Source organism: Mobiluncus sp. (genome assembly GCF_985070215.1).
This window is the reverse complement of sequence record NZ_CFKZQR010000025.1, coordinates 1-14,160: the sequence shown is the minus strand read 5'-3', so window position 1 is coordinate 14,160 and position 14,160 is coordinate 1. Positions and strand designations below refer to the sequence as shown.

Genomic DNA, 14,160 nt, shown 5'->3' with positions numbered 1-14,160 from the left:
CTATTTTTACCTTTCGCCCAGGTGTCCGCCAAATCGGCGCGCCCACAGAATTTGTCTGGCGATGGCATATACTTAGAGGCACGACAGGGGAGCGAAATTCGCTGAGAGTGCCGTGGCTTTTTGCGTTGCATGAAGCGGGCAGACCCTCGCACCAGGCAAGTAATGTTGCCGAGGAAGTCGAGTAAATCTCGGTTTGCGTCGCCCAGGACGTGAACTTTTCCCCTGCTCTTACTGATTTTAGAAAGGGCAGTTATGTTTTCTTTTACTCGTGGACCAGCCTCGTCCCGGACTTTGGCAGCGTTGGCCGCAGCAGGGCTGTGCGCGGCTTTGCTGGCGGGCTGCAGCGATTCGCGTCCGGCCGACAGCGCCACCAGCACCCCGGGAACCGACCAGGACAAGTCCAGCGGCACGGTAACCCTTGTGACCTATGATTCATTTCCCCTGAGCGATGAAACCGCCGCCGCCTTTACCGACAAAACGGGTTACCAGTTAAAGGTGGTTAAGAACGGCGATGGGGTAGAACTGACCAATAAGCTGATTTTGACTAAGGATGCGCCGTTGGGCGATGCCGTGTTCGGGTTTGATAACAACACCGCTCAGGCCGCCGTTGATGCCGGAGCCCTGGCTGATTTCACCGGGAAACTCGCTCCTAGCGTGCAAAAACTGCGCGGGGATTCGAAGCAATTAGTGCCTGTGGACCGCGGCGAGGTTTGCGTGAACTACGATGTCGCCTACTTCCAAAAGAAAGGCCAGCAGCCCCCCGCGACTTTTGACGACCTGGCGAAACCTGAATACAAGAACCTCACCGTGGTGGAGGACCCCCGCACGTCCACGCCGGGCCTGGCCTTCCTGCTGTCCACCATCAACGCCAAGGGCGAAAACGGGTGGATGGACTACTGGAAGTCCCTGAAAGAGAACGGGGTCAAGGCCGTGAGCTCATGGGACGATGCATTCAACGTTGACTTTACGGCGGGTTCCAATGACAACGGCAGCGCGGCTTACCCCATCATGGTGTCCTACGCTTCCTCCCCGGCTTGGGCGGTCAGCGACGACGGGAGCGTTTCCACCATCGGTAATGTGCCGGCGACTTGCTACCAGCAGATTGAATACGCTGGGGTGCTGAAGGGCGCCAAGAACCCGGCGGGTGCTGCGGCGCTGGTCCAGTTCCTGACCGAGGAAACGGCGCAAAAGGACCTGACCGAGAACAACTACATGTACCCGGTGTTGGATTCGGTGCAACTGCCGGAACCGTTGGCCAAGTTTGGCGCTCCGTCGGGCCAGGCTGCCATGCTGAAAGTTTCTGACGTGGTTAAGAACCGCGAAGCCTGGGTACGTTCCTGGGCCTCGATTATGGGCTAGGCGTCCCGAGCGTTCGAAAGGCGATAGATGGAAAAGACAGCCCCCAGGGTGGCTATAGCGGTGATGGTTTTCCTGCCGCTGGCCTTCCTGGGGCTGTTTTTTCTGTGGCCGACTCTGCGGATTATCGGCCTAGGGCTGAGCGGTACGGCGACTGGTCTCGGTTCCGGCGGGAGTGCCGGCTTTGGCGGGGCTTTGCGCGAAATGCTCGGTCGAACCCGGACCTGGACGACCCTGTTTTGGACCCTGGAGATGGGGTTGCTGGGGACCATATTCTCAGTTTTCCTAGGTGTCGCCGGGGCTTGGGTGCTTTATGGGCTGCGGATTCCGGGACGCCGAGTGTGGCGCACCCTCACCGGGGTGCCTTTCGTCCTGCCCTCGGTAGTGGTCGGGGTGGCGTTCCAGAATTTGTTGGGGCCGGGCGCCCCCTTGGGTTTCCTGGCCCTGTCCGAGAGCCGTGCTGCGATTATTTTGGCGATGGTGTTTTTTAACTTTTCCCTGGTCGCGAGGATAGTCGGCAATGCCTGGACGCGCTTAGATCCGCGTCCCGCACAAGCGGCCCGGGCGCTCGGGGCCAGTCCGGCCCGGGCGTTCCTGACCGTGACCCTGCCCCGGCTGGGGCCAGCGATTTTTGCCGCGGCCTCCCTGGTGTTCCTCTATTGCATCACGTCTTACGGCCTGATTCGGGTGCTGGGCGGGGTAAAAATCACGACTTTGGAAGTCGAGATTTACCTGGAAACCGCCAGTTACCTCAATCTTTCGGGAGCCGCAGTTTTGTCTATCCTGCAGATTCTCATTGTGTTGGCGGCTCTGGGTATTAATGGGGTGGCGCGGGCGCGTTTTGAACGCGCGGGGGCGTTGCGCACCGTGCCTCCCCGGCGGGTGCGCCGTGAGGACGCTTTCGCGCTGGTCTTGACCGGTTTTGGGATTCTGTTGGTGGCGATGCCGCTGGTTTTTATGGTGGTGGCTTCGTTGCGTTTGGCGGGTCGCTGGACGCTGGCGAACTATCGGGCGTTGGGCCAGCCGGGAATCGTGGCGCAGCTGCCGGGTACGGCTTGGTCAGCGTGGGGGTATTCCCTGCAGGTGGCGTTGCTGTCCTGTGTGATTTCCCTGGTTATGGGGTTGTCGGTGGCTCTGGTCGTGTCGCGCCGAGTGCCGCTGAACTCGCGGTGGCGCGGGGCTCAGGAACTGTTCGATATGCTGTTTTCCTCTCCCCAAGGGGTTAGCGCGGTTACGGTGGGTTTTGGGATGTTGATAACTTTGCAGGCTCCGCCGCTTTCCCTGCCCGCTAATGCGGCGTTTCTGGCGGCCGCACAAGCGGTGGTGGCGGTGCCGCTGGTGCTGCGTTCGGTCCTGCCGACCTTGCGTGCCATCAATCCGCATCTGCGGGAGGCGGCAGCGACTTTGGGGGCCAATCGCCTGCAGTCTTTCGTCACGGTGGAGTTGCCCGTTTTGGCGCGGGTCAGTGGGGTCGGGGCAGGTTTCGCTTTCGCGATTTCTCTGGGGGAGTTCGGGGCGACGAGTTTCCTGGCCAGGCCGCTGGAGCCGACCTTGCCGGTGGCGATTTTTGCTTTGAGTTCGCGTCCGTCCGCGCAGGCACAAGGGGCGAGCGCCGCCGCGAGCGTGGTGCTGGCGCTGACGTGTGCGTTGGTCATGTTTGTGGCAGAAAACGGTTTTACCCTGTTGACGCGAGACCCGCGGCGGCGACAGTCTTAGAGGGGAGAATAAACACGTGAACGATACTGCCCACCCGGGCTTGTGCCTGCGGCAAGTGACCTTTTCCTACCCGCCAAACCGACGCGGTGAGGCTCCCATGCCGGTTTTGCAGGCCGTGAACCTAGACGTAAACCGGGGCGAAATTATGGTGCTGCTGGGGCCTTCCGGCTGCGGGAAATCGACCTTGCTGCAGGTTGTGGCGGGATTGCTGCCGGCCGATTCTGGCACTTTGACCTGGGACGGGGTCAACCAGGAGCCCATTCCCACCCATCGGCGCGGATTCGCGATGCTGTTCCAAGACGGCCAGCTGTTTGCCAACCGCAACGTGGAACGCAACGTCGGTTACGCCCTGGAACTGCGCCGCCCACGCCCCAGCAAAACAGAAATAGCCGCCACGGTCGCCGAAATGCTGCAGCTGGTGCGGCTGGAGGGCATGGAAAAGCGCCGTGTCGACACGCTTTCGGGAGGACAGGCCGGGCGGGTCGCCCTCGCTCGCGCCCTGGCGGCCAGGCCGAAACTGCTGCTACTCGATGAGCCGCTCTCCGCCCTTGACGAACAGTTGAAGTACGAGTTAGCCGCTGAAATCCGCGACATTGTGAAACGCAGCCACATCACCGCTGTTTACGTCACCCACGATCAGGCGGAGGCGGCTCTAGTGGCGGATCGGGTGGGGATTATGCTCGATGGAGTGGTTCGTCAGACCGGTACATTAGATGAGCTGAAAACCCACCCGGAGACCCGTGAAGTCGCCAAATTCCTGGGAGTTGCCTTTCCCCCTCGGTAAGTTCGAGAAATTCGTTAGACTGGTGACGCCAGCGCCCACAGACCGGTGTATTCGTTCCATTTTTCCGGTTAGCAGTGGTGTTTCGGAAAGGAAACGACAATGAAACAAAACATGATAGCCCCCCTCGCCACCACGGATTTGTATGACGAATACGGTGACAAGCTGCGGGTCTGCGATATTCAGATGGCTAACTTTGGCGGGCACAAGGCTTTTGCCGGCCAGATTACAACAATCCACTGCCACCTCGACAACGGCCTGGTGAAAGCCACGCTGAACTCCCCAGGGGAGGGCCGGGTCCTGGTCGTTGACGGAGAGGGGGACCTGCACACGGCCTTGTGCGGGGACATGATCGCGGGTGCCGCGGTAAAGAACGGTTGGGCTGGGGTCGTCATCAACGGGGCGATTCGCGACTCGGCAACGATTCGCGGTCTGGCCCTGGGCATGAAAGCGCTGGGCACTACTCCTCGTAAATCCGCCAAAGACAGCGTGGGTGAAACCGATGTCGAGCTTAACTTCGGGGGCATCACGTGGCGCCCCGGAGACATCTTGCACGCCGACATGGACGGAATCGTTTTGCTCCCCAAAGAGTAAGTCAGCGCCCTGGTGATTTGTGATCCCCACCCCCTATTGCGCTCAATATACCTAAGGTACTCCGGTTCGTTGACACGGGGTAGACTCAGATGTATGATAGAGTAAATTCGTGAAAGGAGACGAAGATGTCACACGTAGCAAAACTCATTCCAATGGCAATGCTGGCTCTAACCATTTCGTTGCCCGCCCAGTTGGGCTATGCATCGGAAACAGACTTTTCCAATGACGAACTCCTCGGCAACTCTACACAATCGGCGGGATGTACCTTTACGGTAATCAGGAACGACAGTATGGGTTTTGGAGTGAAGGTAAACAGCTGTAGCTCAGGTAAGATGCTGAAAGCTAAGAAACCGTACTATTTAAATGACAATAACCCTCGTCTCTACTATGTGAATGGCAACTGGGTTGGAAGCCCAGGGGCGGTGAGTATTGCCGTACGACCCCAGGGAACTCTCGATGGTGGTTCTGGTATTTTACAATTCAATTAGTCAGCTCTAGAGGTGTAACTGCGATGGTGCGGAAACTTGAGACAAGTATCCTCGTTTTGTTTTCCGCCTGTGTCCTCCTCGCGGGTTGTGCCAGTCACGATAATGAGACAGAGGGCGCCTACTCAGCTGAAATTGCTCAACTACTTGACGGGAATTCCTCAGCTTTTGTAAAGAATGTTCTGGCGGACGGAAACATCAGTGATGAGGAAGCCGAGGAAGCCCGCAGTAAATATATAAGTTGTCTTAGTGAAAACGGTTATGAGGCGCAGGTAAGTACAGACCAGTACGGAATTAAGCAGGTAGCCACTGTTGGTGACGTTCCGCTGCAGGTGGAAGATAAATGCTCCGTGGACACTCGAGACGTATTGAGTTTGTATGATCGGATGCGTGAAAACCCGCAGAACGAGGACCTGGATGATGTGTTGGCGGCTTGTTTTGTGCGCCATGATTTGGTTCCCAAAGATTTCACCGGCAAAGACTTGAAAACCCTGCAGGCTGATTTACCGACTTATTCTACAGGTGATCAATGCGATAAGAATGCGCAGGATTATTATCAGTGTCTTGAAGCTCAAAACGCGAAAATCAACGAGAAGATTGCAAACTCGGAGGTGCCCACTATTGTTCTTCCTGGCGGGCGTGAGCTCAACGGTGACGACCCGGAGATTTCGCATTGCCAGGCTGACCCGCAGTGGTGAAATTGCACAATAAACAGCCCTCGAGTGTCACAATTGGTGAATAAATCTAGGAGCGGAGAACTGTTGGAAACGGGTAATAACAAAAGTCAAGTGTCCTGGCGGCTGGTTGTAGTGGCGGTTACGCTGGTTCTTGCCTTGGGGGCGTGTTTGGGTTTCGTTTTGGCACCCGTGAAAACACCCGGACTGAGTCTGGTTAGTGATGATTCTAAAGAGATTTCCACACCAACAATTAAGTTCCTTGACCCCAAGCGTCTGCCGGTTACGGCCACGCTCCTATCAGGAGGCGAACTGGCGGCCAATGCTCCGGGTACTATTACGGCATATACCTGTACTCCTGGAGACACTATCAAGTCTGGAACCAGTTTCATTTCGCTTGATGGACAACCATTGCTGGCTTTGCACACCGAGGTGCCGTTGTGGCGTGACCTCCAACCGGATACCAACGGCGTTGATGTCAATGCCTTCCAAGCTGAGCTGCAAAGACTCGGTTATCCAGTCACCCCGAGCGGAAAATGGAATCAAGCTACGAGTTTGGCGCTAAAACAACTATGGAGCAAGCTCGGTGTGCGTGATACGCAATCATTGCCCAAAATGCGTCTTATCTGGATTCCAGCCGTGGAAGTCGGGGTGAAAGCCTGCCCGTCTAAACTCGGAACTGAGATTGGGGCGGGAACTTCGGTGGCAGCCATTAGTGATGTGATTTCCGCGCTCAAGGTGGACCCCGTTCCTGACACCGTGCGCATGGCGGTAGCGGGTAAAGCAAAAGTTGAAATTCCTCCTGACGGGAAAATCACAGATAGTGCTTTCTTAGCAGCTTTTGCTGCCACCTCTAGCTATCGAGCCTGGTCAGAAAACCCTGAAAGTCAGCAGCTCAACGTGACGGCTGAGTTGAAGAATCCGCTTTCGGCTATTTCGGTTCCTGCCGCTGCTCTTTACGGTATAGATGCTGACACGGCCTGCGTACTTTCAGGAAAGAAAGCCTACCGGGTGCGGATTGTTTCTTCCGAACTCGGTCAGACCAATGTGGTGGCTCAAGGCAAAAGCCCTGGCGACTCTACCTTGCCGAAAACGGTGCGGGTGAATCCGGGAAAGGACGCGCCGCCATGCGCCTCGTAGCTTCCGGTTTGGCACATCGTTTCCAGGGCACCGAGAATCTCTTTGAAAACCTTAGTTTCACCCTCGAATCGGGTGAAATGGTTGCTGTCACTGGACCTTCAGGGTGTGGTAAATCGACTCTCTTGTCGCTACTGGCCGGGTGGGAATCACCCACGGAGGGTGAAATTACCCGGGAGGGAGAGGGGAAAATTTCGTGGGTTTTCCAAAACCCGCTGGGTTCACCTAAGCGCAGCGTTATTGACCACGTGTCCTTGCCGATATTGGCGGGCGGCGCGTCAAGACGAGAGGCGGAAAAGCTGTCTTACAAGCTATTGGAACGTTTCGACCTGTCCCAGCAAGCCGCTCAGCCCTACGCAACGCTCTCGGGTGGGCAAGCAACCCGGCTGATGCTGGCTCGTGCTTTCGCCGCCCAGCCAGCGCTTTTGCTAGTGGACGAGCCGACCGCACAACTTGATACTCACACAGCCGCCTCGGTGAATACGGTCTTAGGGGCACTTGCCTCAACTAACACCATTGTTGTGATTGCCACTCACGACCCGGATACGGCCAGCGCAGCTCAGCGTGTCATTAACTTAAAGGAATTCGCAAAATGATGCGCGGCTCAGAAATCTGGCGCGAAGCCTGGCGTAACTTCAGCACAGGGGCAGGCAGCATACTGTTGAGCGCATTGGCACTCTTAGCGATTGTGGGATTGGGATCCGTTTTTGTCAGTAGCTATGGCTCTGGGTTGGCCCGTGCAGGAACACAGTTTCGTGAGTCGGGAGCCTCTACCTATGTGATACGTGCGAACGAGATGGTGGATTCACGGCGGTGCGTTAATCTCCAAGGCGTCGGTTCGGTGCAGGCAGCGGGTGCCTTGCGGGAAGGCAAAGACATTTATTTCGCAGCCATGCCATCGCGGGCAGTGTCCACTTTTGAAGCCACCCCAGATTTTTGGCGCTTGTTGTCAGCGAACACCCCCGGAGCGGTTTTCCTGAATCAGCCCGGCGTGTGGATTACTGACACTCTGGCACAAACTTTGGGGGTGCGCCCCGGCGAAAAAACGGTTTTGCGCGACGGGCAGAAACTATCAATAGCCGGGGTATTTGCCTACCCCGATGATGGTCGTAACCGTGACCTGGGATATGCGGTCGTTATGCCCGTAGCGTTCGTACAGGATTTTAGCCAGTGCCTCATCGAGACCTGGCCGGCAAGCCCTGAGGACGCGAGTTTGCTGTTGTCATCGCTAAAAATAAACCAATCCACCGGGGCAGGAGGCGAGATTCCCACACCACAGCAACTCAACACAAGTCTTGGTCGGGCGTTCAACGCAGCGAATTCATGGGACACGTTGTTGAGACTCGCGGTTGGTCTGTCTGCTTTTGCCGGTTTCGTGATTGGTTTTGTCTGGATATTTTCGCGCCGCTTAGTGTTGTCTTCGAACCTGCATTGCGGAATAGACCGGTTAACTTTGCTGCTAATAAGTCTCGCCGAAACTAGCATTGTTCTGATTTTTTCACTAATCACCTGGCTACCGTTTGGCTGGTTTGCCGCTGCTTTCGGCGCAGCCCCAGACGCTTTGGTCAGTTTTGGGGCAGGCCTAAGGACTTTCCTAGCGGGAAGCGCAGGTTTCGTTTTCGGCGTTGTGCTGGGGATTAACAGAGTCAAGGAATCACACCTGTTCCGTTACTTCAAGAACCGTTGACCAATTGGACGGAATCATTTTGCCCCCTAAAGAGTAAGCCAACGCCCTGGTGATCTGTCACGGTACGGGGTAGCCGCTACACTAGTAATGATGAGAGTGGGCGGAGGCGATTGAGCGTGAAGAATCCGGAACCCGTAGTGAAGTGGGCTGGGGGAAAGCGGCAGTTGCTGGACCGTATCATCGGGCGTGCGCCAGCCCAGTACGATCATTATTTTGAGCCGTTTCTAGGTGGCGGTGCGGTCCTGTTCAATCTGCAACCGCCAAAGATGACCGTAAACGATATAAATGCAGCGCTCATGAGCCTCTACCGGCGTATTCAGACAGACCCAGAGGGGATTATTGACGCGGTTAATACGATTGATGGCGCGTTACCTCAGGAAAAAGAGCCCGCCAGTGAGTATTTTTACACGCTGCGTAGCCGTTACAACGATTTAATCCGTAATCAAGATTATGGGTTGGAATCGGACGCGTTGATGTTGTTCTTAAATAAGCATTGTTTCAACGGGTTGTATCGGGTCAACGCAAAAGGGGAGTTCAACGTCCCCTATAACGGGTCTACCGCTTCGTCTCTTAACGAGGACAACATTTATGCCGTTTCCAGAATGCTCCAGGGTGCAACTTTGCTGAATGTTGACTTTGAGCAGGCTTGTCAGGATGCAGGCAGAGGTGATTTCGTTTTTCTTGATAGTCCTTATGCGCCTATCAAGGCCGATAGTTTTCAGGACTACACCAAAGAGGGGTTTCATAAAGAGGACCACGAACGTCTGGCAGTTTTATTTAAGGATTTGGATAAACGGGGTTGTTTTGTCATGCTCACCAACCATGACACGCGCCTGATTCGGGACCTTTATAAAGACTACAGAATTGATGTCGTGTCGGTACGGCGTGCAATTAATTCTGATGCCTCAAAGCGGAGAGGAACCGAAGTCATCGTCACCAACTATCTCGGAGCCCCGGATGACGAAAGCTGAGGCATCAAGCATATTCTTTCAAACCCCCACGGCGAAGCTGATTCTTGCAGATGTTTTTGATGCTCTGGAAAACCTTGAGGAACAGAGCATTGACATGATTTTTGCTGACCCACCGTATTTTCTCTCCAATGATGGAATTTCTTGCTCTGGCGGTAAACAGGTGTCAGTAAACAAGGGTGATTGGGACAAGGGGCTGCCACTGTCAGAAAAACACGAGTTTAACCGACATTGGATTCGTGAATGCAAGCGTGTCTTGAAACTTGACGGCAGCATCTGGATTTCCGGCACGTTCCACAACATTTATTCCATTGGTTTTGCTTTAGAACAAGAACGATTCAAGATACTGAACAACATCACCTGGCAGAAACTAAATCCCCCTCCCAATCTAGGCTGTCGGTGCTTCACGCATTCCACGGAAACCGTCATTTGGGCACATAAGGACGAAAAGAAATCTAAGCACAAGTTTAACTACGGTTTGATGAAAGAGCTCAACGGTGGAAAACAGATGAAGGACATTTGGCAAGGAACGCTGACTCCCAAAAATGAAAAGGCTTTCGGCAAACACCCCACCCAGAAACCTGAGTACCTGTTGGAAAGGATCATACTGGCTTCAACCAATGAAGGGGATTTGGTGCTGGATCCGTTTGTGGGATCTGGGACCACGGTGGTGGTAGCAAACCGAATGGGACGTAGTGGCATCGGCATTGACAACAACCCTGAATACCTTGAAATTGCTAAAAAACGACTGCTGGGTTTGACTTCAACCCCAGAGAAAGCAGCTATGCAGCAGAAGGGACAAACAGTTGCGTGATTTTGAAACTTGGATTGGTAATTTCAAAGAATCCATTGCCACCTACGACTACTATGCTGATTGGGAGAAAATATTTAGGCAAACTGACAGTATTAAGGTTGAGTTAAACATTCTTAATTCACTGGTCGGTTCAAAGAACATCTATTCTGATTTCATGAATCTAATCTCGCGCTACCCAGAGGTACGTCGAGCTATCCCCATCTTAATCGCAAAACGTGAGACCACGATTTCAGTCCTGGATCCCGATGACGGTTACCGCCTTTTTGACTTTTCAGCTATTCATCTCAGTGACCAAGACTGTGCTTTGTTTATGGAAAAAACCGGGTTATTCAACCTTATTAGCAACCGTATCGTAGACAATCTTTACGACTACGTGACCGGAGTTGAAGCGGGGCTTGATTCAAACGCTCGGAAGAACCGGGGCGGGCACCTCATGGAGGACCTCGTCGAAGGTTACTTGAAACAGGCGGGACTCCGCTGTGAGCAGGACAGCCGGAAGAAGCCCGACTCTGGTACCTATTTTAAAGAACTGAACACAATTATTTTGCAGTCGTGGGGCTTGAACATGAACCCTCTCACTAATAGCGGCAAAAGCTCTAAGCGCTTTGACTTCGTGGTTTGCACTGATACTACGATTTTTGGGATTGAGACGAATTTTTACGGTTCTGGAGGCTCAAAACTAAACGAGACTGCCCGTTCCTACAAACAACTTGCCCAGGAAGCTCAACAAATTCCAGGTTTTGAATTCGTCTGGTTCACTGATGGCAAAGGATGGAACGGCGCTCGGGGGAATCTGCGAGAAACCTTTGAAAACATGGAGCACATATACTCAATCAGAGATTTAGAAAATGATATCTGTGCAACAATATTTTGCTAAATAATTTGCAGTAAATAGCTTTAACAGAATGAAAAATCGTACTAACTGTTTATTACAACACAGTTTGACGCCAACTGTAATGTTTGTAAGGCAACAGTACTGCTCATAGGTGATCCCTGTGGTATCTAGCCAAATTATGGGGGCGTAAAGCCCCTATAGTCAGCTTTTCGTATACCAGTTCTTTCCCCACAAATTTAAAAAATCTGTAAGAATCAGCAGGTGAGGAGAGGAGTGGCTGCGTGCGTAGATACTGAGCAACCTTGCGGTGCACCAAAAGAAGTATGCGAAAAAGGCCAGATTTTAAATAAGTGTGATGTTTACTTGCGTTTTTTGTGATTTTACATCCGCAAAATCGATATATGATTTCATCATGCTCACCGTCAGCAGTCTTAGCTATGCGTACGGGCTTAAAAGCCGCCCGTCCCTGACGGATGTTTCATTTCAAGTCGGTTCGGGTGTTACCGTCTTGATGGGAGAAAACGGTGCGGGCAAGTCCACCCTGATGCGTTGTATTCAAGGCGAACTCAAACCGCGGCCTGGCACACAAATTAGTTACGAAGGCAGTGAAGCTCCTTCATATTTACCGCAAGATCCGCGTTGGATAGGTCGTTACAAGGTTATTGACTTATTACGGTATTCGGCTTGGTGGCGTGGTGTGCCATCGTCAGAACGTGCTCGCCGGATTGCCGAGGTCATTGCGGAGTTTTCACTTTCTGACCTGGCTGAAAAGCGGTTGAACGAGCTCTCGGGAGGACAGTATCGGCGCGTAATGCTCGCGCAATCGGTATGTGCCAGGCCGAGCGTGGTTTTGCTCGATGAACCCTTGACTGGTTTAGACGTTGGGGCGCGTGAATCTTTGATTAATTGTGTGGCACAGTTGGGTCGTTCTCGCGTTGTCGTGGTGTCCACTCACGAGGTCGAGGTGTTTGAGCCGGTCGCGGACTACGTGGTTATTCTGCGGGGTGGGCGTTGCGGTTTCGCAGGCAAAATGAGCGACGTAACCCGTGAAATCACAGATTCTGTGTCCGGTGAGAAATCAACATCACTGTTACGAGTACTGTATGACCGCGTTTATCAGGGAAACTCGTCATGACTCAGCTCAAGTATTCCTATGCCCTGAAGCTGCTGCCGTTGGCGATGATTGCGGGTTTGCTTCCGCTGTTTTCCCGCGGATTATTCTGGAGCGAGGATTGGTTGGGGGCAGCGGATTTTTCGGTGGTTTGCGTCGCTTTAATGGCCCCGCTTTGCTTGCTGACGGGTAGCTTGGAGTTAATTCACCATCGTAAAAATGGCTGTCAGAATTTGTGGCCACGCCAGGTATGGAACCGGCAAGTGCTGGCTTTTGGTCTCATCAATAGTCTGCCTTATGTGTTGGCAATAACAGTACTGTATCTGGTCGTGACGGTGTTTACAGCCGCGGGCCATGCCACTTTTGGGTTGCTCAATCCGTGGTCGTTCCTCTCCATGATGTCGGTCATACTGATGGCCTCATATTTAGGTGTTTTTGTCGGCAACATCGTTCTGAGCTATGTTTTCGCACCTCTTTTAGCGCTGTTATGGTTTGCGGCCTACAACTGGCTCGGTTTCCCCTACTATTTTTTCCTGCCCGGAGGTGCCACGGAGCCGTTGACCGGTTATACCTATAACCTGACGTTCAAGTCCATTCAGTGGCTGTTCGCCCTGATTGTCATGGTGTTTTCGGCTCTGGGAATTTTGTTTCCTCGCCTGTGGTGGGCAGTTGTGACTGGTATCGGCGCTTCGAGTTTAATCTTCTCTGCTTGGTTTACGACTACGAGCTTGAGTCCTTTTGTCCCTTTGTCTCAAGATTCTGCCGCGTGTGCGACATCTGGGGAAGTAAAGGTGTGCGTGGCTCCAGAATCAAAACGATATCTTCCCGCGGTGATGCGAGAATACGATCTAGCTAAGGTCTGGTTCGATGAGCACGAGATATCTCTGGAGGTGAAACGGATAACCACATTCGGCCCTGATGCACAGACCTGTTCCCCTCTGCTGGTTGTCCCGCAGAGAGGCGGCACCAAGCACATTGAACACACTGATATAGAGAGTGCCTACATCGCGAGGCTGCTTGATTGCAAAGTGATTCCTGAGCCTAAATATCAGCAGTTACAAGACGAAATCTGGCTCGGAACCGTAAATTAACTGATTCTCAGCTCTCGAAGGAGGCGAACTAGCCGTGGAACGTGGTAAAACCCCACCGGGATTTGTGCTGTTTGTTAAGTCTCGCGATTACCGCGTCTTTGGTGTTGCTGTTCTCTTGCCTGCGCTCCTGGTAGCTTTTTCGCCAGCGTTCCTGACCGAGGTTCCGCTGCGTGCGGGTGTCTCTGTATTCCTGCTTCCCATCACCGCGGCCTCCGGCGCGCTGATTCTGCCCCTGCTCTTGGCCGTTCCAGGCAACCTGGAACTAACGCAAACTCGACGGCTCCGGCTCAGCCGCCTAGCCTTGCTGATAATAGTCATTACTGGCTATGCCGTAGCTACCGCTCTAATACTGTTCATTCTCGCGATATTTACCCACAGTTTCGATGCCGTGTACTTTACTTCAGTTGTCTTGGTGGCCGTACGTAACGAACTGTTTTTGGTTTCACTAGGAGTGATTGTCGGCTGTGTCCTCGGCGCATCCTACGCCACTATTCCGGGCATAATCTATCTCGGAGCAGTCTTGATTTTTGGCACTTTAGATACCGCCAGCACTCCCGTATTTTGGAATATCCTGCTACAGTCGGTAAGTAGTTTCCCCACTTGGCTTTTGGTAGGTCTAATAACGTTAGTATCCCTCGTGATTTACACTCGGTTTGATTACAAAAATCTTCACTGAACTTTAGGTTTTCGATATCGTTTCGATTGCCCGTTTCAACCACGGCTCGATAGTTTTTAGTTTGGTTTTAATTGCGAAAGGGGACTAGCCCACTTGGGCGAGGAAGCGCGATTCTGAGGGTGCTTCCGGGGCGTCGGGGACGTGGAAAGCGGCGCGGAGACGCGCACCAACCTGCGCGCTGCAGCCGACGAACAGATATTCCAGATTCCGCAGGTGGGTGACTTTACCGACCTTG

At 53.5% G+C, this 14,160-nt stretch carries 15 protein-coding genes; all 15 read left to right on the top strand.

What is annotated here, in order from left to right; genetic code table 11:
- Window positions 1-252: 252 nt before the first annotated feature.
- A complete protein-coding gene (locus AC5LBQ_RS06025; RefSeq protein WP_493264920.1) occupies window positions 253-1,359 on the top strand; it encodes a thiamine ABC transporter substrate-binding protein in 1,107 nt (368 codons plus the stop codon).
- Between the two features lie 27 nt (window positions 1,360-1,386).
- Window positions 1,387-3,072 carry an ABC transporter permease gene (locus AC5LBQ_RS06020; protein ID WP_493264919.1) on the top strand — a complete coding sequence of 562 codons (1,686 nt, stop codon included), beginning with the start codon at window positions 1,387-1,389 and terminating at the stop codon, window positions 3,070-3,072.
- Window positions 3,073-3,088: 16 nt separating this feature from the next.
- Window positions 3,089-3,856: an ABC transporter ATP-binding protein gene (locus AC5LBQ_RS06015; RefSeq protein WP_493264918.1), complete on the top strand. Its 768-nt coding sequence runs from the start codon at window positions 3,089-3,091 to the stop codon at window positions 3,854-3,856.
- A 99-nt stretch (window positions 3,857-3,955) separates the two neighbouring features.
- Window positions 3,956-4,447 carry a ribonuclease E activity regulator RraA gene (gene rraA, locus AC5LBQ_RS06010; RefSeq protein ID WP_297721209.1) on the top strand — a complete coding sequence of 164 codons (492 nt, stop codon included), beginning with the start codon at window positions 3,956-3,958 and terminating at the stop codon, window positions 4,445-4,447.
- A gap of 125 nt (window positions 4,448-4,572) precedes the next feature.
- Entirely contained in the window at window positions 4,573-4,935 is a 363-nt protein-coding gene (locus AC5LBQ_RS06005) for a hypothetical protein (protein ID WP_307741542.1), read from the top strand.
- 23 nt (window positions 4,936-4,958) lie between these two features.
- Window positions 4,959-5,630: a hypothetical protein gene (locus AC5LBQ_RS06000; RefSeq protein WP_493264917.1), complete on the top strand. Its 672-nt coding sequence runs from the start codon at window positions 4,959-4,961 to the stop codon at window positions 5,628-5,630.
- A gap of 90 nt (window positions 5,631-5,720) precedes the next feature.
- Window positions 5,721-6,746: a hypothetical protein gene (locus AC5LBQ_RS05995; protein WP_493264916.1), complete on the top strand. Its 1,026-nt coding sequence runs from the start codon at window positions 5,721-5,723 to the stop codon at window positions 6,744-6,746.
- The gene (locus tag AC5LBQ_RS05990) at window positions 6,734-7,339 is read left to right on the top strand and encodes an ATP-binding cassette domain-containing protein (RefSeq protein WP_307741545.1); all 606 of its coding nucleotides are present in this window, start codon (window positions 6,734-6,736) and stop codon (window positions 7,337-7,339) included. Before AC5LBQ_RS05995 ends, AC5LBQ_RS05990 begins: the two co-directional genes overlap by 13 nt.
- Window positions 7,336-8,430, top strand: a complete 1,095-nt coding sequence (locus AC5LBQ_RS05985) for a hypothetical protein (protein WP_493264915.1) — start codon at window positions 7,336-7,338, stop codon at window positions 8,428-8,430. The genes AC5LBQ_RS05990 and AC5LBQ_RS05985 overlap by 4 nt, the downstream gene beginning before the upstream one ends.
- A gap of 116 nt (window positions 8,431-8,546) precedes the next feature.
- The gene (locus AC5LBQ_RS05980) at window positions 8,547-9,401 is read left to right on the top strand and encodes a DNA adenine methylase (RefSeq protein ID WP_493264914.1); all 855 of its coding nucleotides are present in this window, start codon (window positions 8,547-8,549) and stop codon (window positions 9,399-9,401) included.
- On the top strand, window positions 9,388-10,212 hold the full coding sequence (locus AC5LBQ_RS05975) for a DNA-methyltransferase (RefSeq protein ID WP_493264913.1): 825 nt from the start codon (window positions 9,388-9,390) through the stop codon (window positions 10,210-10,212). The genes AC5LBQ_RS05980 and AC5LBQ_RS05975 overlap by 14 nt, the downstream gene beginning before the upstream one ends.
- Window positions 10,205-11,089: a type II restriction endonuclease gene (locus AC5LBQ_RS05970; protein ID WP_493264912.1), complete on the top strand. Its 885-nt coding sequence runs from the start codon at window positions 10,205-10,207 to the stop codon at window positions 11,087-11,089. The genes AC5LBQ_RS05975 and AC5LBQ_RS05970 overlap by 8 nt, the downstream gene beginning before the upstream one ends.
- 370 nt (window positions 11,090-11,459) lie before the next feature.
- Complete coding sequence (locus AC5LBQ_RS05965; protein ID WP_493264911.1) at window positions 11,460-12,182, top strand: ATP-binding cassette domain-containing protein; 723 nt, start codon at window positions 11,460-11,462, stop codon at window positions 12,180-12,182.
- Window positions 12,179-13,249: a hypothetical protein gene (locus AC5LBQ_RS05960; RefSeq protein WP_493264910.1), complete on the top strand. Its 1,071-nt coding sequence runs from the start codon at window positions 12,179-12,181 to the stop codon at window positions 13,247-13,249. Before AC5LBQ_RS05965 ends, AC5LBQ_RS05960 begins: the two co-directional genes overlap by 4 nt.
- Before the next feature lie 34 nt (window positions 13,250-13,283).
- Entirely contained in the window at window positions 13,284-13,925 is a 642-nt protein-coding gene (locus AC5LBQ_RS05955; protein ID WP_308536187.1) for a hypothetical protein, read from the top strand.
- Window positions 13,926-14,160 lie beyond the last annotated feature (235 nt).